Below are 16,826 nucleotides of genomic sequence, written 5' to 3'. Positions count from 1 at the left end.
CCATGGAGGCGCAGGTCTCGAGGCTGGAATTCCGTGACGCCATGGCGCGGGTCTGCGCGCCGGTCAACATCGTCACCACGGACGGCCCGGCGGGGCGCGGCGGATTCACCGCCACCGCCATGTGCAGCGTTTCGGACGATCCGCCGACGCTGCTGGTGTGCATGAACGAGCGCTCGGCGCAGACCGGCCTGTTCCTCGCCAACCAGCGCTTTTGCGTCAACGTTCTCACCCAGTCGCACATGCATCTGGCGGGAAAGTTCGCCGGCGCGATCCGCGACATGGCCGAGCGCTATCAAGCCGCGCGCTGGCAGACACTGCCGTCCGGCATGCCGGCGCTGCTCGACGCCATCGTCAGCTTCGATTGCGAGATCGGCGCGGTGAACAAGGTCGGCACGCACAATGTGATGTTCGGCCGCGTCGTCGACATCCGCCACGGCAGCGACGAGGCGGCGCTGCTCTATGTCGGCCGCAACTACATGCAGCCGAGCGCTGTCGGCAGTTTCGGAGGGTGAGGAGCGGCGGTGCCTTCCCTTCTCCCCTTGTTGTGGGAGAAGGGAAGTCCCGCGCGACCTTCACCCCTCCGTCGACTCCGATTGGATCAGGCCTTCCAGCATGTCGAGCAGGCGCTCGTGCTGTTCGGCGCCGTAGCGCTTTTCGATCGCGTCGTAGATGGCGATGCGCTCCGGTGCCAGGTCCTCGATCAGCGCAAGGCCGGCCGGGCTGATGGCGAGCAGCGCGCGGCGGCCGTCGTCCTTGACCTTGTTGCGGGTGATGAATTCGCGCTCTTCCATCGCCTTGATGATGCGGGTGAGGCTGGGCGGCAGGATCGAGGCGCGGTTGGCGAGTTCGGTCGCTTCCAGCGGACCGGTCTCGGCAAGCACCCGCAGCACGCGCCATTGCTGCTCGGTGATGTCGTGGCGGGCAAGCATCGGCCGGAAATGCGCCATGATCACCTCGCGAGCGCGAAGCAGAGCCATCGGCAGGGAGCGACGAGTGCTCGGTGGTAGCAAAATCAGGTCTCCGAAAAATCCAATCCAGTACGAGTCGCAGTAAATATTAGCACCCCGATCGCAGCTATATCCGCGATTTTGTCGGGAGCGGCAATCCCGCCGCCGGGACACAGAGAACGACGCTTGACATTCGATCGTCAAGATGTAATTCACATGTTAATTAAAAGGTGGAGGAACCTTTGCCCCATATGGCGATCGAATATTCCGCGAATCTCGACGCGAAGGTCGACATGGGCGCGCTCTGCGAGCTGGTCTCGCGGACCATCCTCGAAACCGGCCTGTTCGAACAAGGTGCCGTCCGGGTGCGCGCCTTCCGCGCCGAGGCCTATGCGATCGCCGACCGCCTGCCCGAGAACGGCTTCATCGACATGAACTTCCGTATCGGCAAGGGCCGCAGCGCGGCGGAAAAGAAGAGCGCAGGCGAAGCGATCTTCGCGGCGGTGTCCGAGCATCTGGCGACGCTGTTCGCGACGCCGCATTTCGCGCTCTCCCTGGAAATCCGCGAAATCGACGCCGAACTCAGCTGGAAGAAGAACGCCATCCACCCGCGGCTTCGCGGCAAGTGACTGAGCGCTAGAAAACAGGAAAGACCCATGGCGGCACTGGACGACAATCTGCGCAAGGCCGAGGCTTATCTGGAACGCTTCAGGAAGCACGGCGTGCTCAACCAGATCGGCGGGGAGGCGGTGCCTTCCGCCGACGGCTCGACCTATGGGACGATCTCGCCGATCGATCTGAAGCCGATCGCCACGGTGGCGCGCGGCAAGGCCGCCGACATCGACCGTGCCGCCAAGGCGGCGAAGGCCGCCTTCAAGGAGTGGGCGGCGATATCGGGCGATACCCGCAAGAAGCTGCTGCACAGGATCGCCGACGCCATCGTCGCGCGCGCCGAGGAGATCGCCTTCGTCGAATGCATGGACACCGGTCAGTCGCTGAAGTTCATGGCCAAGGCGGCGCTGCGCGGCGCCGAGAACTTCCGCTTCTATGGCGACCGCGCGCCCGAAGCCCGCGACGGCCAGACCATCCGCGCGCCGAACCAGGTCAACATGACGACGCGCGCGCCGATCGGTCCGGTTGGCGTGATCACCCCGTGGAACACGCCGTTCATGCTGTCGACCTGGAAGATCGCGCCGGCGCTGGCCGCCGGCTGCACCATCGTCCACAAGCCGGCGGAACTGTCGCCGCTGACCGCGCGCCTGCTGGTCGAGATCGCCGAGGAGGCCGGCCTGCCCAAGGGCGTCTGGAACCTCGTCAACGGCTTCGGCGAGGACGCCGGCCGCGCGCTGACCGAGCACCCCGACATCAAGGCGATCGGCTTCGTCGGCGAAAGCCGCACCGGCTCGATGATCATGCGCCAGGGCGCTGAAACGCTGAAGCGCGTGCATTTCGAGCTTGGCGGCAAGAACCCGGTGATCGTCTTCGCCGACGCCGATCTCGAACGCGCCGCCGACGCCGCGGTCTTCATGATCTATTCGCTCAACGGCGAGCGCTGCACCTCATCGTCGCGCCTGCTGGTCGAGGAAGGCATCTACGACAAGTTCACGGCGCTGGTGGCGGAGAAGGCCAAGCGCATCAGGGTCGGCCATCCGCTCGATCCCGAAACCGTGGTCGGTCCGCTGATCCATCCGGTGCATGAGGAAAAGGTCCTGTCCTATATCGATATCGGCAAGTCGGAAGGCGCGGTCGTCGCCGCCGGCGGCGGCAAGTTCAACGGCCCGGGCGGCGGCTGCTATGTCAGCCCGACGCTGTTTACCGGCGCCACCAACACAATGCGCATCGCCCAGGAGGAGATCTTCGGGCCGGTGCTGACCGCGATCTCGTTCAAGGACGAGGCGGAGGCTCTGGCGCTTGCCAACGACACGCAATACGGCCTGACCGGCTATCTCTGGACTTCCGAGGTCACCCGCGCCTTCCGCTTCACCGACGCGCTCGAGGCCGGCATGATCTGGGTCAACTCCGAGAATGTGCGGCATTTGCCGACGCCGTTCGGCGGCGTGAAAAGTTCGGGGATCGGCCGCGACGGCGGCGACTGGTCGTTCGATTTCTACATGGAAACCAAGAACATCGCGTTCGCCACGGCGCCGCATTCGATCCAGAAGCTCGGCGGCTGACCGGAGACCCAAAGATGCCCCTGCCCCAACCCAACCTCTACCCGGCTTTCAACATCGTACGGCTCAGCCACGTCGAGCTCGCCGTCACGGATCTGGCGAAGTCCCGCGCGTTCTATGTCGACACGCTCGGCCTGCAGGTGACCGACGAGACCAGCGACGCGATCTATCTGCGCGCGCTGGAAGAACGCGGCCATCACTGCATCGTGCTCAGGAAAGGCCCGGTCGCGGAAGCGCGCGACCTCGGCTTCAAGGTCTTTTCCGATGAGGACCTCGACAAGGCCGCGCATTTCTTCGACGGCAAGGGCCTACCGGTGGAGTGGGTGGAGCGCCCTTACCAGTCGCGCACCTTCCGCACCCGCGATCCGCACGGCATCCCGCTCGAGTTCTATTCGAAGATGGAGCGGCTGCCGCCGATCCATCAGAAATACGCGCTCTACAAGGGCGTGAAGCCGCTGCGCATCGACCATTTCAACTGCTTCTCGCCGAACGTCGATCAATCGGTCGCGTTCTACAACGAGCTCGGCTTCCGCGTGACCGAATACACCGAGGATGGCGAGACCGGCAGGCTGTGGGCCGCCTGGACGCATCGCAAGGGCGGCGTGCACGACATCGCCTTCACCAACGGCCTCGGCCCGCGCCTGCATCACGTCGCCTTCTGGGTGCCGACGCCGCTCAACATCATCGACCTGCTCGACCTGATGGCCACCACCGGCTGGCTGCCGAACATCGAGCGAGGCCCCGGCCGGCACGGCATTTCCAACGCGTTCTTTCTGTACATCCGCGATCCGGACAACCATCGCATCGAGATCTATTGCTCCGACTACCAGACGGTCGACCCCGATCTGGAGCCGATCAAATGGGACCTCAAGGATCCGCAGCGCCAGACGCTTTGGGGCGCGCCGGCGCCGAAGAGCTGGTTCGAGGAAGGCAGCGTCTTTGCCGGGGTGAAGCCGCGTCTGTCCGATCTGGCGGCGTCGCCAATCGTGGCGCCCTAACTGTGTGCGGAGTTTCAGCATGAGCGCGGCGCGCCTCGCCACTTTCACCGTCGGCGGCAAGACGCGCTACGGCGCGATCACCGACAAGGGCATCGTCGACCTTTCGGCGCGCCACACCCAATGGCCGACGCTGCGCGAGGTGATCGAGGCCGGCGCGTTGCGCCGGCTGGCGGAGGAGGCGGATGCCTTCGCGCCCGACTTCAAGGTTGAGGACATCGCCTACGAGATCCCGATCCCCTCCCCGGAAAAAATCATCTGCGTCGGCGTCAATTTTCCGGACCGCAACGAGGAGTACAAGGACGGACAGGCCGCGCCCTCCAACCCGTCGCTGTTCATCCGCTTCCCGCGTTCCTTCGTCGGCCATAGCGCGCCGCTGGTGCGGCCGCCGGAATCGCCGCAGCTCGACTATGAGGGCGAGATCGTCATCGTCATCGGCAAGGCCGGAAGGCGGATCGCCGAGGCCGAAGCGCTCGGCCATATCGCGGCGCTGTCGCTGTGCAACGAGGGCACGCTCCGCGACTGGGTGCGCCACGCCAAGTTCAACGTCACGCAAGGCAAGAATTTCGACCGTTCCGGTTCGATCGGCCCGTGGCTGGTGCCGTTCACCGACGAGGCGCAGATCGCCGACATCTCGCTCACCACGCGCGTCAATGGCGAGGTCCGCCAGCAGGACCGCACTGGCCGCATGATCTTTTCCTTCCGCAAGATCATCGCCTACATCTCGACCTTCACCACGTTGGTGACCGGCGACATCATCGTCACCGGCACGCCGACCGGCGCCGGCGCCCGCTTCGACCCTCCGATCTGGCTGAAGCCGGGCGACGTCATCGAGGTCGAGGCCGACGGCATCGGCCTGCTCCGCAACGGCGTGGTCGACGAAGGAGCTGGCCGATGATGACGGAAGCGCAGGTCGAGGATGCCGCGGCGAGGCTGTTCGAGGCCGAGCGCGAGCGCCGGCAGATCAGGCTGCTCAGCCTCGACTTTCCGCAAGCGACCATGGACGACGCCTACCGGGTGCAAGCGGCGCTGGTGAAGCGCAAGGTGGCGTCGGGGCTGGCGATCAAGGGCTGGAAGATCGGCCTGACCTCGAAGGCGATGCAGTCGGCGCTCAGCATCGACATTCCAGACTCGGGCATTCTGTTCGACGACATGTTCTTCGAGGACGGCGCCACGGTTCCGGCCGGCCGCTTCATCCAGCCGCGGATCGAGGCCGAGATCGCCTTCGTCATGAAGGCGCCGCTCGCCGGCCCGGACGTGTCTGTCGACGACGTGCTCGACGCCACCGACCATATCACGCCGGCGCTGGAGATCCTCGACACCCGCATCGAGCGGATGAACAAGGAGACCGGCAGGATCCGCACCTTCTTCGACACCATCTCGGACAATGCCGCCAATGCCGGCATCGTCGTCGGCGGCCGCTGGGCCGGGCCGCGCGAGGCCGACCTGCGCTGGATCGGCGCCATCGTGTCGCGCAATGGCGAGGTCGAGGAGACCGGGCTTGGCGCCGGCGTGCTCGACCATCCGGCGAAAGGCATCGCCTGGCTCGCCAACCGTCTGCATCAGTACGGCATGCGCATCTCCGCCGGAGAGGTGGTGCTGTCCGGCTCCTTCATCCGGCCGGTGGAATGCCGGCACGGCGACCAGATAGCCGCCGATTTCGGCCCGTACGGAACCATCCGCATCGCCTTCGCCTGACAGCGCCCATCCCGAAAGAAAAAAGGCCGGACGCGAATGCAGCCCGGCCAGAAATGAAGGTCAAACCTTCAGAGGGGAACACCGTTCGGCGCAATGGGAGGAGAACGCCGAACGATGAGTCCTATGTGGGCTTTGACCGGCAAGTTTGCGACGAACAGAATTCCAAATATCAGCCGAACCGCGAAATAATATCGCGCAAGCAGGACCGCGGCCTCAGCCAGCCGCTGCCGCCTCCAGCAGATCGGCATAGTGCCGGCGCGCCACATCCGGGTGGGAACGCAGGCGGCTCTTCAGCACATTGGTCCCGACGTCGCGAAACAGCGGATTGTCGGGGTCGCTTGCCGGACCGCGCGCCTCCGCCGCCAGGTCCTCGGGCAGGTCGAGCAGCGGGATCGTCGCGTCGAGCCGGGCGCTGAAGAAGAACGGCACCGAAATGCGCTCGACACCGGGCGGCGGCGTCACCACGCGATGGACCGTTGCCCGCAGATAGCCGTTCGAGGCCAGTTCGAGCAGCTCGCCGATGTTGACCACCAGCGTCTGCGGGATCGGGTCGACATTCACCCAATTGCCGTTGTACTCGACCTGCAGCCCCTTGTTCTCGTCCTGCAGCAGCAGCGTCAGGAAGCCGCCGTCCTTGTGCGCGCCGACGCCCTGGTCGTCGCCGGTGGCGTCGCGGCCGGGATAGCGCACGATCTTCATGCGATGGTTGGGTTCGTCGCGATAGATCGCATCGAAGGCGTCTTCCGGCTGGTCGAGCGAGAGCGCGAAGGCCTTGAGAAGGCGGATCGCCACCTGGGTCGCCTTGCTCTGCCAGGCAAGCAGCGCCGGTTTCAGCTCCGGCAGGGCGTGCGGCCACTGGTTCGGCCCCTGCAGCCGCGTCCAGGCCGGAATGCCCGGCCCCTGCGCGATCGTCGGCCGCTCGACGCCGATGTCGAGCTGCTCGCGCCAGTCGGCCTTGCCCTTGGTCAGCTCGCCGCCGGCGCGCGTATAGCCGCGGAACTGCGAGGATTTGACCATTTCGATCGCCAGCTTGTCGGCCTCCGGCAAGGCGAAGAACCGCCGCGAGGCATCGAGCACGTCGGAGATTTCAGAAGCCGATATGCCGTGGCCGGAGAGATAGAAGAAGCCCACGTCGCGCGCGGCCGTGCGCAGGTCGAACAGAAAGGTCCGCCGTTCCGAGGCGCCCTGGTCGAGGCGGTCGAGATCGAGCACGGGAATGATTCTGGCCATGGTCAGGCTCCTTTCGCGGCAGTGTGCGACCCCACCCCACGATGCCATGCGCGCGGCCCTGACCCAAGCAACGCACGATCCAATCTCGGCGCGAATGACGCAAAGCCGGCGCTGCATTCCGCTGTCGGCGGGCAAAGAACTTCCGGCCCTGCCATCATCAGCGTCGATCCAGCCTGGCGACCAGCCGGTCGCCCGCCCACTGGATGCCGCAGACAAGGATGATCAGGACGATGACCACGGCGACCATGACGCTGGTCTCGAAGCGCTGGTAGCCGTAGCGGATGGCGAGATCGCCAAGCCCGCCCGCGCCGATGGCGCCGGCCATGGCCGAGGCGCCGGCGAGCGTCACCAGGGTCACCGTGAAGCCGGCGACGATGCCCGGCAGCGCCTCCGGCACCAGCACCTCGCGGATGATCGTCCAGCGGTTGCCGCCCATGGCGCGCGCCGCCTCGATCAGTCCGTGGTCCACCTCGCGCAGCGACACTTCGGCGATGCGCGCGTAGTAGGGCGTGGCGGCGATCGACAGCGGCACGATAGCCGCCCAGGTGCCGATCGAGGTGCCGACGATCAGCCGCGTGACCGGGATCAAGGCGACGAGCAGGATGATAAAGGGAACGGAGCGGAAGCCGTTGATGACCGCAGCGAGGGCGCGGTTCACCCACAGGCTTTCGGCGATGCCGCCGCGATCGGTGGCGACCAGCGCCAGGCCGAGCGGCAGGCCGAAGACCAGCGAGATGAGGCCGGAGGCACCGGTCATCAGCACCGTTTCCCAGATCGAACGGATGAGAAGCTCAAACAGAACCGGCGACATGGCCAAGCACCTCCACCCGCGCCTCGCGGGTCTTCAGGAACGCAATGACTTCCAACAGATGCTTTGCATCGTTGCCGGGCACGGCGAGGAACAGCGTGCCGACGGGCTGCTGCTGGACATGATCGATGCCGCCATGGACGAGGCGAAACGGTCCCGGCACCGCAGTGGCGAGGTCCGACAGCAGCGGGCCGCGCGCGGCCTCGCCCGCGACATCGATCCTCAGGATCGTCTCGCCGCCGCCTGCCGGAGCGAGCCGGCTGGCGATCTCATCAGGCAGCTGCGGCCGGATGCCGCCGAGCAGGCTCCTGGTGATCTCGGACCTCGGATCGGCGAAGACCGACCAGACAGGGCCTTCCTCGACGATCCGCCCGGCATCGATCACCGCGACGCGGTCGGCGATCGAGCGGATCACCTCCATCTCGTGGGTGATGAGCAGGATGGTGAGGCCGAGCCGCCGGTTGATGTCCTTGAGCAGCGCGAGGATCGAGCGCGTCGTCTCCGGGTCGAGCGCCGAGGTCGCCTCGTCGGACAACAACAGCGCGGGGCGCGCGGCGAGCGCCCGGGCGATGCCGACGCGCTGCTTCTGGCCGCCCGACAGCGCGGCCGGATAGGCTTTTGCTTTCTCCGACAGGCCGACGAGTTCCAGCAGTTCAGTCGCGCGCGCCAGACGCTCGGCCCTGGGCCGGCCCTCGATCTTGAGCGGCAGCGCCACATTGTCCTCGACGGTCTTGGCCGAGAGCAGATTAAAATGCTGGAAGATCATGCCGATGCGGCGGCGCAGCGGCTGCAGTTCGCGCTCGCCGAGCCGGCCGATCTCGCGGCCCTCGATGACGACCTCGCCGGTATCCGGGCGCTCCAGCCCGTTCAGGCAGCGGATCAGCGTCGACTTGCCGGCGCCGCTGCGGCCGATAATGCCCAGTATCTCGCCCTTGCGCACCGCCAGCGAGACGCCGTCGAGCGCCGGCGTCGCGCCAAAGCGCCGCTTCAGGTCGACGAGGCGGACGACATCTTCCCGATCTGCCGGAGGGCTGTGCGCCGGATCGGCCACTTCGGCCGTGACATGCTGGTTCATCTTTGTTTCCGTTTCAGCGATCCGCAAACGCGATGGCGGCCCGCCGAACAGCGGGCCGCCTGCTGCTGCAAGCCAGGCGCCGATCAATAGGCGCTGATGCCGGTGCCCTTGTAGACCTTGTCGAATTCGGCCTTCACCGTTTCGTTCTGGTAGGACGCGACCAGCGTCTTCACCCAGGGTTCGTTCTCGCTGCCGACCTTGACGGCGATGAAGTTGCGGTAGGGATTGTCGGCCACCGGCTCCTGGGCAATGCGGTTGTCGGGACCGAGGCCGCTCTTCAACGCCCAGTCGGTGTTGACGACGGCGGCGTCGAGATCCTCGACCGAGCGGCCAACGATGCCGGCATCGAGTTCCTTGATGGCGACCTTCTTCGGGTTTTCCGAAATGTCGGCGGTGGTCGCCAGGATGCCGGTGCCGTCCTTCAGCTTGATCACGCCCTCGTTCAGCAGCACATGCAGGGCGCGGCCCTCGTTGGACGGATCGTTGGGCAGGCCGATGACGGCGCCTTCCGGCAGGTCGGCGACCTTGGTGTATTTCTTCGAATAGAGGCCGATCGGCCAGACGCCGGTATAGCCGACGGGGACGATGTGATAGCCTTGCGTCTTGATCTGGTTGTCGAGATAGGGCTTGTGCTGGAAGGCGTTGGCGTCGATCTCGCCGCGTTCCAGCGCCTCGTTCGGCTGGGTGTAGTCGTTGAAGACGACGGTCTCGATGGTGAGGCCTTTCTCGGCCGCCTGGGCGACGACGACGCGCCAGACATCCTCGTCCTCGCCGCTGATGATGCCGACCTTGATCGCCTTCTTGTCCTCGGCGAAGGAGGGCGTCGGCGTTGTGAGGCCGACAACGGCAAGCGCCGAGGCAAGAAGCGCCGCAAGTCCGGCGCGCCTGGTGATTGACGTAAAGAGAGTTTTTGAAGCGTTGCCGTGTCCGGACATGGTTCTTTCCTTGCGATCCTGAAATCGTTTCGGCTTGGCGGAATGCGAAGCCTTGATGACAGCATCGGCAATGCTGGGCGTCCGATCAAAGAACTGCTTTTCTTCTCAGGAACAGAGCAGGAAATATTCTCTCAAAGATTTCACGACAGCGAGCACGCCCGCCGGGGTGCGGGTGAGCGGCGGGAGGCGCCGCCTGGAATCGGCGGCGCGGCCATGATCGGGAAGTCAGAACGTCTCGACCCAGGGCCTGAGCTCGACCTCGAAGCTCCAGGCGCTGCGGTGCTGGCGGTGGACAGCGAGATAGGTCTCGGCGATCGCGTCCGGCGAGAGGCGGCGATCCGGCCGGTCCGGCTCGGTCGCCTGTCCGGGCGGCTCGATCTGGCCGTCGATGATGAAATGCGCAACGTGGATGTTCTTTGGGCTGAGCTCGCGCGCCATCGACTGCGCCAGTCCGCGCAGGCCGAATTTCGGCATGGCGAAACCGGCCGATCCGGAAAAACCCTTGAGGCTGGCGGTGGCGCCGGTGAACAGGATCGAGCCGGAACCGCGCGCCAGCAGCCGCCGCGCCGCCTGCTGGCCGACGAGGAAGCCGCCATAGGCGCCCACCAGCAGCGCCTGTTTCACCGCGTCCGGGTCGAGCTCGGCGATCGGTCCGCGCGTGCGTCCGCTGGCGTTGAAGACGGCAAGCGCAAGAGGGCCCGCCTTGTCGGCGGCCTCGAACAGCCTGGCCACCGACGCAGCATCGGCGACGTCGGTTTCCACGGCCAGAGCGCCGGTTTCTTCGACCAGCGAGGCGAGCTTGCCGGTGTTGCGCGCGGCCAGCACCACCCGAAAGCCTTCCTTGGTCAGGAGACGCGCCAGCGAGGCGCTCAAGCCCTGCCCCGCCCCTGCGATCACCGCGACATCGGTTGCCATGTTGTCCTCCTTGCAAACGTCTTTCCGCCTGCAGCGTCGCGCCTTCGACGACAAGAGGCAAGAAGGCCTGCTCCGGTGCCTGCGTCAGGAGGACGTGGATACCAAAGGCCTGCCTCGCAAGAAGCTGGCATGCAAATCCGAACGGCCTGGCTCAACCCGGGTTGCACGACTTCCTAGGACCGTTCCGCCTTCAGCACCGAGACCGCCGCCTCGCTGTTGTGGATATGGTCGTTGGCGTCGGGCTGGCGCTGCACCAGCAGCAGGAACAGAAGGTCGGTCAGGGTCAGCTGCGCGTCGCGCGCGGTGATCGAGGAGGAACGGGCGCGCTCCTCGTCGGCGATGGTGTAGAGGCGGATGTTGGCGACGCGGCTCAGCGGATTGTCGTGCAGGCCGGTGACGGCGATCACGGTGGTGCCGCGCTTGCGGGCAAGCTCGGCGATGCGCAAGGTTTCGATGCTGGCGCCGGAATGGGAGAGCGCGAACAGCACGTCATCCGGCCCAAGCGTCGAGACATTGGCCATCTGGATGTGGCTGTCGCTGTCGTGCAGGACATTGCGGCCGAGCTTCATCAGCTTGTAGGAGAAATCGCGTGCCACCAGCGAGGAGGCGCCGACGCCGACCAGATGGATGCGGCGCGCGCCATCGAGCAGGTCCAGCGCCCGGGAAAGGATCCGCTCGCTGTTGGCGGCAACGGTCTGCTGCATCGACAGAAGCTTGCTGCCGATCAGCTTCTTGAGGATGACCTGATGGCTGTCGCCGACCTCGATCGAGCCGTGGATGACGCCGGCCGGCACCTGCCATTCCTGCGCCTTGGCCTCGCTGACGGCAAGCTTCAGCTCCTGATAGCTGGCATAGCCGAGCTTCTGGCTGAACTTGACGACGCTCGACTGGCTGCGGCCGATCTCGGCCGCGAGCGCCGCCGTCGACAGGCGCAGCATCTGGTCGGGATTGTCGACGATGTAGCGGCCGATCTCGCGATCGCCCTGCGCCATCGTCTCGAGCTTGGCCTCGATCTTCTTCAGGACGGACATCGAGTTCCCTTGCGCTGGTCACCAGCCGCCCATCGCGGTTGGCAATGCCATGGAATAAATTATTCCAATTTCAATTGACAGCCAAGAATGGTCGATCGAGTGTCAATGGAAGCGGATCGAACCGGGAGTCGGCATGGACAAATTGCGGATCATCGGCGGAAAGCGGCTCGAGGGCGCGGTGACGATCTCGGGCGCCAAGAACGCGGCGCTGCCGCAGATCGCGGCGGCACTGCTCAGCCCCTATCCGCTGCAGCTGACCAACCTGCCTTCCGTCACCGACGTCGAGAACATGCTGGGCGTCGTCGGCCTTCACGGCGCCGCGGTCACCAGGTCCGCGCACGCGGCGACGATAGACACCGGTGCCGCCGTTTCGGCGGAAACGTCCTATGATACGGTCAGAAAAATGCGCGCCACCGTCCTGGTGCTGGGGCCGCTGCTTGCCCGCTTCGGCCATGCCAGGGTGTCGCTGCCGGGCGGCTGCGCCATCGGTGCCCGGCCGGTCGACATGCATGTCGCGGCGCTCGCCGCGCTCGGCGCCGAAATCGGCATCGAAGGCGGATCGATCGTCGCCTCGGCGCCGAACGGCCTCAAGGGCGCGCGCATCGTGCTCAGCTCGCCCTCGGTCGGCGCGACCGAAACGGCGATGATGGCGGCGACGACGGCCAAGGGCGAGACGGAGATCCTCAACGCGGCGCGCGAGCCGGAAGTGGCGGACCTTGCCGCCTGCCTCAACGCCATGGGCGCGCGCATCGAGGGCGCCGGCACGCACCGCATCCTGATCGAGGGCGGCACCAGCTGGCGAGCCGCCACGCATGACATCATCCCCGATCGCATCGAGGCTGGCACCTATGCGGTCGCGGCGGCCATCACCGGCGGCCAGCTTGAGCTCACCCATGCCAGGTTGGAGCACATGGCATCGGTGGTGCAATTGCTGGAGGCCGCCGGGGTGAAAATCTGGCCAGGCGATCGTGGGCTGATCGTGTCGCGCGACGGACCGCTCAAGGCGGTCGACGTCACCACCGAGCCCTATCCGGGATTTCCGACCGACCTGCAGGCGCAGTTCATGGCGCTGATGTGCTGTGCCGACGGCGCCTCGCTGTTGCGCGAGACGATCTTCGAGAACCGTTTCATGCACGTGCCGGAGCTGACGCGGCTCGGCGCCAACATCAAGCTGCAGGGCACGACGGCGCTGGTGCGCGGCGGCGAAAAGCTGCGAGGCGCCCAGGTGATGGCGACGGATCTGCGCGCTTCGGTCTCGCTGGTGCTGGCGGCGCTGGTGTCGGAAGGCGAGACGATCATCAACCGCGTCTACCATCTCGACCGCGGCTATGAGCAGCTCGACCGCAAGCTGCGTCTCTGCGGCGCCGAGATCGAGCGGATCAGCAGATGAGCGTCGACGCGGGCTCGCCGTATTTCTTCCTCGGCGTCGACGGCGGCGGCACCGGCTGCCGGGCCCGCATCGAGGACGAGGCGGGAACCGTTCTCGGGCAAGGCCTGTCCGGCCCGGCGACGACGCGGCTCGGCATCGAGCCCGCCTGGAGCTCCGTCTCGCGGGCCTTCGGCGCGGCGATCGACGAGGCCGGTTTCGGGCCGGCGGAGATCGCCCGGATCCGCGCCGGCATCGGCCTCGCCGGCATCGGCCGCAAGGGTGCGCTGGAGGCGCTCAAGGCGATCGCGCATCCTTTCGCCAGCATCGCTTTCGTCAGCGACGGGGTCGGGGCCTGCCTTGGCGCGCATTCGGGCCAGGACGGCGCCATTGTCATTGCCGGCACCGGCTCGATCGGACTCGGCTTCGTCGATGGGCGCGACCTGCGCGTCGGCGGCTACGGTTTTCCGATCTCGGACGAAGGCAGCGGCGCCGATCTCGGCCTGAAGGCGGTGCGGCTTGCCCTGCGCGCCCATGACGGACGCTACGAGCGGACGGCGCTGCTCGCCGAAGTCATGCAGCGCTTCAAGGACGATCCGATGGAGGCCGTCGCCTGGATGGACCGCGCCAGCGCCACCGACTACGCGGCGCTGGCGCCGATGGTGATCCGCCATGCCGACCAGGGCGACGCGGCCGGGCGGCGGATCGTGCAGAGCGCGGCCGAGCAGGTCGACACTTTCGTGCGGGTGCTGTTCGACAAGGGCGCGCCGCGGGTGACGCTGCTCGGGGGCCTGTCCAGCCCGCTCGAGCCGTGGCTCGCGCCCGACGTGCGCCGGCGTCTGAAGCCCGCCGACGGCGACGCGGTTTCAGGGGCGATCATCCTGGCCAAAAGGTCCCTCGCCGGTCGCTGACGCGTCTCGTCGATAGGAATATTCTATTCCATTCTGTCGTTGACACTGCGAATATTCAATTCTAAAAAGTTAACGAAGCAGAACCGGCCACAAATATGAGCGCCAATGCCGCGACCGCGGCACTGGTCGGCGTCCGGTGCTGCATCAGATTCCCTGCCAAAAGGCAGCGTTTGAAAGCAAGCGGATGAGCGAACACGGCTTGATGTCCGAGCTGGAGCGGTTGGTTTCCGAGGACCGGAACCCGCGCACGATGGACATCGACCTGTTGCCCACCGCCGACGTGCTGCGCCGGATCAATGACGAGGACAAGGGCGTCGCCGCCGCCGTCGACAAGGTCATCCCGGAGATAGCGATGGCCGTCGACCGGATCGTGCAAGCCTTCCAGAAGGGCGCTCGGCTGATCTATATCGGCGCCGGCACCAGCGGCCGGCTGGGCGTCCTCGACGCCTCCGAATGCCCGCCGACCTTCGGCGTTCCCGAAGATATGGTGATCGGCCTCATCGCCGGCGGTGCCGAAGCGCTGGTGCGCGCCGCCGAAGGCGCCGAGGACGATCCGAAGCAGGGCGCGGAGGACCTGCGGGATATCGTCCTCACCGCCGACGACGTGGTGGTCGGCATCGCCGTCAGCGGCCGCACGCCCTACGTCATTGGCGGGCTCAACTACGCCAAGGACGTGGGCGCGACGACGGTGGCGCTGTCCTGCAATCCGCGCTCGACCATTGCCGGCATTGCCGACATCGCCATCTCGCCGGTCGTCGGTCCGGAGGTGCTTACCGGCTCGACCCGGCTGAAGTCGGGCACCGCGCAGAAGCTGGTCCTCAACATGCTGACCACCGCCAGCATGATCCGCATCGGCAAGAGCTACCAGAACCTGATGGTCGACCTCAATCCGTCCAACAAGAAGCTGGTGGCGCGGGCCGTCCGCATCATCATGCAGACGACCGGCTGCACGGCGCAGCAGGCACGGCAGGCGCTGGAGGCGACGGGCAAGGACGTGAAGCTGGCGATCCTGATGGTGATTACCGGCATGGGCGTGGAAGATGCGCGCGAGGCGCTCGGCAAGGCGGGAGGGTTCCTGCGCAAGGCGATCAGCGAAAAGACGGCGTGAAGCCGCACGAGAAAACTGGGCCGACAGTCCGGGGCGCCTGCCCCTTTGAAGCGGTCCGCGGAATTGCAAAGCAAGGTCGAACGAAATGGGAGACGACAATGGTCAAGCATCTGACGAGGAAACTGGTTTCGGGCATGGCGCTTGCTGCGCTGGTCGGCATCGCCGCCGCGCCGTTGGAGGCAAGTGCCGCGACGCTGCACATGGCCTGGGCGCAGGATGCCACCGGGCTCGACCCGCACAAGCAGACCGCCTTTTCGTCCCTGAGGCTCTTGGAGCTGGTCTATGAACCGCTGGTCAGGGTCGATGCCAGCCTGAAGATCGTGCCGGCGATCGCCGATAGCTGGCAGTTCTCGGCCGACGGCAAGGAACTGAGCTTCAAGCTCAACCCGAAAGCCAAGTTCCAGAACGGCGCCGCCGTCACCTCGGCCGACGTGAAGGCCTCGTTCGAGCGCATCCTCGACGAGAAGACCGGGGCGGCTGCCCGCGCCAATTTCCTGTCGATCGCCAGCATCGACACGCCCGATCCGGCGAGCGTCGTCTTCCACCTGTCGCAGCCGGACGTGCCGCTGCTGACGGCGATGAGCGACGTAAACGCGGCCATCGTTCCGGCCAGCGAGATCGCCGCCGGCTCGATCGGCACCAAGGCGATCGGCTCCGGCCCGTTCAAGCTCGACAAATGGGATCCGAATGCCAAGGAAGTGCTCAGCGCCAACAAGGACTGGGCCGGCGGCGCCACCGGCGTCGACGGCATCGAGATCAGCGTGCTGCCGGACGAGACGGCGATCCTGGCGGCGATGCGCACCAAGCAGATCGACTTCGCGCTGCTCAACGACCCGCTGGTCGCCACGCTGGTGCCGAAGGAAGCCAGCCTGCAGCTCAACCGCGTGCCGGTGCTTGCCTATCACGTGCTGCAGCTCAACCCGTCGCGCAAGCCGATGACCGAGCTGAAGGTGCGGCAGGCGATCTCCTGCGCCATCGACCGGCAGGAGGTGCTGGACACCGCCTCGCTCGGCGAGGGCAAGGTGACCGGGCCGCTGACCATTCCCTCGATGGCCACCGATCCCGGCCAGCTGTTCTGCTACAAGCGCGACGTCGAGAAGGCGAAGAAGCTGATGGCCGAAGCCGGCTTTGCCGACGGCTTTTCGGCGACCGTGATCGGCGCCAACGGCGAGCCGCCGACGGCGGCGGCGGAAGCTCAGGTCATCCAGTCGCAGCTGGCCGAGATCGGCGTCAAGCTCGACATCAAGATGATGGAGCTCAACGTCTATGTCGACGCCTGGCTGAAGGGCGATTTCGACATGGCGGTGGCGCTCAATGGCGGCAGGGCCGACCCCTACACAATGTACAACCGCTACTGGACCAAGGCCGGCAATCTGCAGAAGGTGGCCAATTACATCGACGACACGCTGGACAGCCAGATGCAGAAGGGCCGCGCCGAGACCGATCCGGAAAAGCGCAAGGCCATCTTCGCCGAGTTCGAAAAGCACATCGCCGAGGTTTCGCCGTGGATCTGGCTCTACACCTCCTACAGCTACACGGCGCAGCAGAAGAATGTCGCGGGATTCGTGCCAACGCCAACCGGCACGCTGTTCAGCCTGAGCAAGGTCACGATCCAGCAGTAGCGGCCGAAGCGAGC

The 16,826-nt window shown here is 66.1% G+C and carries 17 protein-coding genes; 10 read left to right on the top strand and 7 right to left on the bottom strand.

The window, feature by feature from the left end:
* Positions 1 to 2 precede the first annotated feature (2 nt).
* The gene (locus EN857_RS10200; protein ID WP_127286813.1) at positions 3 to 512 is read left to right on the top strand and encodes a flavin reductase; all 510 of its coding nucleotides are present in this window, start codon (positions 3 to 5) and stop codon (positions 510 to 512) included.
* Between the two features lie 60 nt (positions 513 to 572).
* Here EN857_RS10200 and hpaR read toward each other — a convergent pair whose 3' ends face one another.
* Positions 573 to 977: a homoprotocatechuate degradation operon regulator HpaR gene (gene hpaR, locus EN857_RS10195; RefSeq protein ID WP_245478510.1), complete on the bottom strand. Its 405-nt coding sequence runs from the start codon at positions 975 to 977 to the stop codon at positions 573 to 575.
* A 212-nt stretch (positions 978 to 1,189) separates the two neighbouring features.
* On the opposite strand from hpaR, the gene EN857_RS10190 reads away from it, so the two are divergent.
* The 5 genes from EN857_RS10190 to hpaH are packed head-to-tail and all read left to right on the top strand — an operon-like array spanning position 1,190 to position 5,811.
* Positions 1,190 to 1,576: a 5-carboxymethyl-2-hydroxymuconate Delta-isomerase gene (locus EN857_RS10190; RefSeq protein WP_127392545.1), complete on the top strand. Its 387-nt coding sequence runs from the start codon at positions 1,190 to 1,192 to the stop codon at positions 1,574 to 1,576.
* Positions 1,577 to 1,603: 27 nt separating this feature from the next.
* A complete protein-coding gene (gene hpaE / locus EN857_RS10185) occupies positions 1,604 to 3,121 on the top strand; it encodes a 5-carboxymethyl-2-hydroxymuconate semialdehyde dehydrogenase (protein WP_128346437.1) in 1,518 nt (505 codons plus the stop codon).
* Positions 3,122 to 3,135: 14 nt separating this feature from the next.
* Positions 3,136 to 4,116: a 3,4-dihydroxyphenylacetate 2,3-dioxygenase gene (hpaD, locus tag EN857_RS10180; protein ID WP_127393933.1), complete on the top strand. Its 981-nt coding sequence runs from the start codon at positions 3,136 to 3,138 to the stop codon at positions 4,114 to 4,116.
* A gap of 19 nt (positions 4,117 to 4,135) precedes the next feature.
* Positions 4,136 to 5,011 (top strand): fumarylacetoacetate hydrolase family protein, encoded by an 876-nt coding sequence (locus tag EN857_RS10175; RefSeq protein WP_135858502.1) that lies wholly within the window; start codon positions 4,136 to 4,138, stop codon positions 5,009 to 5,011.
* A complete protein-coding gene (gene hpaH, locus EN857_RS10170; RefSeq protein WP_187331223.1) occupies positions 5,008 to 5,811 on the top strand; it encodes a 2-oxo-hept-4-ene-1,7-dioate hydratase in 804 nt (267 codons plus the stop codon). Before EN857_RS10175 ends, hpaH begins: the two co-directional genes overlap by 4 nt.
* A gap of 213 nt (positions 5,812 to 6,024) precedes the next feature.
* Here hpaH and EN857_RS10165 read toward each other — a convergent pair whose 3' ends face one another.
* The 6 genes from EN857_RS10165 to EN857_RS10140 all read right to left on the bottom strand — a co-directional run bounded on the left by EN857_RS10165 (position 6,025) and on the right by EN857_RS10140 (position 11,805).
* Positions 6,025 to 7,041, bottom strand: coding sequence for an isopenicillin N synthase family oxygenase (locus EN857_RS10165; RefSeq protein WP_128346436.1), 1,017 nt, complete (start codon positions 7,039 to 7,041; stop codon positions 6,025 to 6,027).
* A 157-nt stretch (positions 7,042 to 7,198) separates the two neighbouring features.
* Positions 7,199 to 7,852 (bottom strand): methionine ABC transporter permease, encoded by a 654-nt coding sequence (locus EN857_RS10160; RefSeq protein ID WP_127394220.1) that lies wholly within the window; start codon positions 7,850 to 7,852, stop codon positions 7,199 to 7,201.
* A complete protein-coding gene (locus tag EN857_RS10155; protein ID WP_135858500.1) occupies positions 7,833 to 8,924 on the bottom strand; it encodes a methionine ABC transporter ATP-binding protein in 1,092 nt (363 codons plus the stop codon). The genes EN857_RS10160 and EN857_RS10155 overlap by 20 nt, the downstream gene beginning before the upstream one ends.
* Before the next feature lie 83 nt (positions 8,925 to 9,007).
* On the bottom strand, positions 9,008 to 9,859 hold the full coding sequence (locus tag EN857_RS10150; protein ID WP_127393915.1) for a MetQ/NlpA family lipoprotein: 852 nt from the start codon (positions 9,857 to 9,859) through the stop codon (positions 9,008 to 9,010).
* Between the two features lie 225 nt (positions 9,860 to 10,084).
* Complete coding sequence (locus EN857_RS10145) at positions 10,085 to 10,774, bottom strand: SDR family NAD(P)-dependent oxidoreductase (RefSeq protein ID WP_127393916.1); 690 nt, start codon at positions 10,772 to 10,774, stop codon at positions 10,085 to 10,087.
* 173 nt (positions 10,775 to 10,947) lie between these two features.
* Positions 10,948 to 11,805: a MurR/RpiR family transcriptional regulator gene (locus EN857_RS10140; protein WP_127393917.1), complete on the bottom strand. Its 858-nt coding sequence runs from the start codon at positions 11,803 to 11,805 to the stop codon at positions 10,948 to 10,950.
* A gap of 133 nt (positions 11,806 to 11,938) precedes the next feature.
* Here EN857_RS10140 and murA point away from each other — a divergent pair, with 133 nt between their 5' ends.
* From murA to EN857_RS10120, 4 genes are all read left to right on the top strand, one after another.
* Positions 11,939 to 13,195 carry a UDP-N-acetylglucosamine 1-carboxyvinyltransferase gene (murA, locus tag EN857_RS10135; protein ID WP_135858497.1) on the top strand — a complete coding sequence of 419 codons (1,257 nt, stop codon included), beginning with the start codon at positions 11,939 to 11,941 and terminating at the stop codon, positions 13,193 to 13,195.
* Positions 13,192 to 14,082, top strand: a complete 891-nt coding sequence (locus tag EN857_RS10130) for an N-acetylglucosamine kinase (protein ID WP_127394305.1) — start codon at positions 13,192 to 13,194, stop codon at positions 14,080 to 14,082. The genes murA and EN857_RS10130 overlap by 4 nt, the downstream gene beginning before the upstream one ends.
* A gap of 184 nt (positions 14,083 to 14,266) precedes the next feature.
* On the top strand, positions 14,267 to 15,190 hold the full coding sequence (gene murQ / locus EN857_RS10125) for an N-acetylmuramic acid 6-phosphate etherase (protein ID WP_128346998.1): 924 nt from the start codon (positions 14,267 to 14,269) through the stop codon (positions 15,188 to 15,190).
* Positions 15,191 to 15,288: 98 nt separating this feature from the next.
* Positions 15,289 to 16,812, top strand: a complete 1,524-nt coding sequence (locus tag EN857_RS10120; protein ID WP_127394188.1) for an ABC transporter substrate-binding protein — start codon at positions 15,289 to 15,291, stop codon at positions 16,810 to 16,812.
* Positions 16,813 to 16,826 lie beyond the last annotated feature (14 nt).

It is taken from the genome of Mesorhizobium sp. M4B.F.Ca.ET.214.01.1.1 (assembly GCF_004791545.1).
GTDB classification, from domain to species: Bacteria; Pseudomonadota; Alphaproteobacteria; order Rhizobiales; family Rhizobiaceae; genus Mesorhizobium; species Mesorhizobium abyssinicae.
Note: the sequence above shows the minus strand (reverse complement) of the source record. Positions and strands in the feature narration are given on the sequence as shown.

Bases quoted from the DNA above. Each gene is read 5' to 3' on its own strand.
- hpaR (WP_245478510.1), bottom strand. From the start codon at position 977: ATGGCTCTGCTTCGCGCTCGCGAGGTGATCATGGCGCATTTCCGGCCG.
- EN857_RS10145 (WP_127393916.1), bottom strand. From the start codon at position 10,774: ATGGCAACCGATGTCGCGGTGATCGCAGGGGCGGGGCAGGGCTTGAGC.
- hpaD (WP_127393933.1), top strand. From the start codon at position 3,136: ATGCCCCTGCCCCAACCCAACCTCTACCCGGCTTTCAACATCGTACGG.
- hpaE (WP_128346437.1), top strand. From the start codon at position 1,604: ATGGCGGCACTGGACGACAATCTGCGCAAGGCCGAGGCTTATCTGGAA.
- EN857_RS10200 (WP_127286813.1), top strand. From the start codon at position 3: ATGGAGGCGCAGGTCTCGAGGCTGGAATTCCGTGACGCCATGGCGCGG.
- EN857_RS10130 (WP_127394305.1), top strand. From the start codon at position 13,192: ATGAGCGTCGACGCGGGCTCGCCGTATTTCTTCCTCGGCGTCGACGGC.
- hpaH (WP_187331223.1), top strand. From the start codon at position 5,008: ATGATGACGGAAGCGCAGGTCGAGGATGCCGCGGCGAGGCTGTTCGAG.
- EN857_RS10150 (WP_127393915.1), bottom strand. From the start codon at position 9,859: ATGTCCGGACACGGCAACGCTTCAAAAACTCTCTTTACGTCAATCACC.
- murA (WP_135858497.1), top strand. From the start codon at position 11,939: ATGGACAAATTGCGGATCATCGGCGGAAAGCGGCTCGAGGGCGCGGTG.
- EN857_RS10140 (WP_127393917.1), bottom strand. From the start codon at position 11,805: ATGTCCGTCCTGAAGAAGATCGAGGCCAAGCTCGAGACGATGGCGCAG.
- EN857_RS10120 (WP_127394188.1), top strand. From the start codon at position 15,289: ATGGTCAAGCATCTGACGAGGAAACTGGTTTCGGGCATGGCGCTTGCT.
- murQ (WP_128346998.1), top strand. From the start codon at position 14,267: ATGAGCGAACACGGCTTGATGTCCGAGCTGGAGCGGTTGGTTTCCGAG.
- EN857_RS10155 (WP_135858500.1), bottom strand. From the start codon at position 8,924: ATGAACCAGCATGTCACGGCCGAAGTGGCCGATCCGGCGCACAGCCCT.
- EN857_RS10160 (WP_127394220.1), bottom strand. From the start codon at position 7,852: ATGTCGCCGGTTCTGTTTGAGCTTCTCATCCGTTCGATCTGGGAAACG.
- EN857_RS10165 (WP_128346436.1), bottom strand. From the start codon at position 7,041: ATGGCCAGAATCATTCCCGTGCTCGATCTCGACCGCCTCGACCAGGGC.
- EN857_RS10175 (WP_135858502.1), top strand. From the start codon at position 4,136: ATGAGCGCGGCGCGCCTCGCCACTTTCACCGTCGGCGGCAAGACGCGC.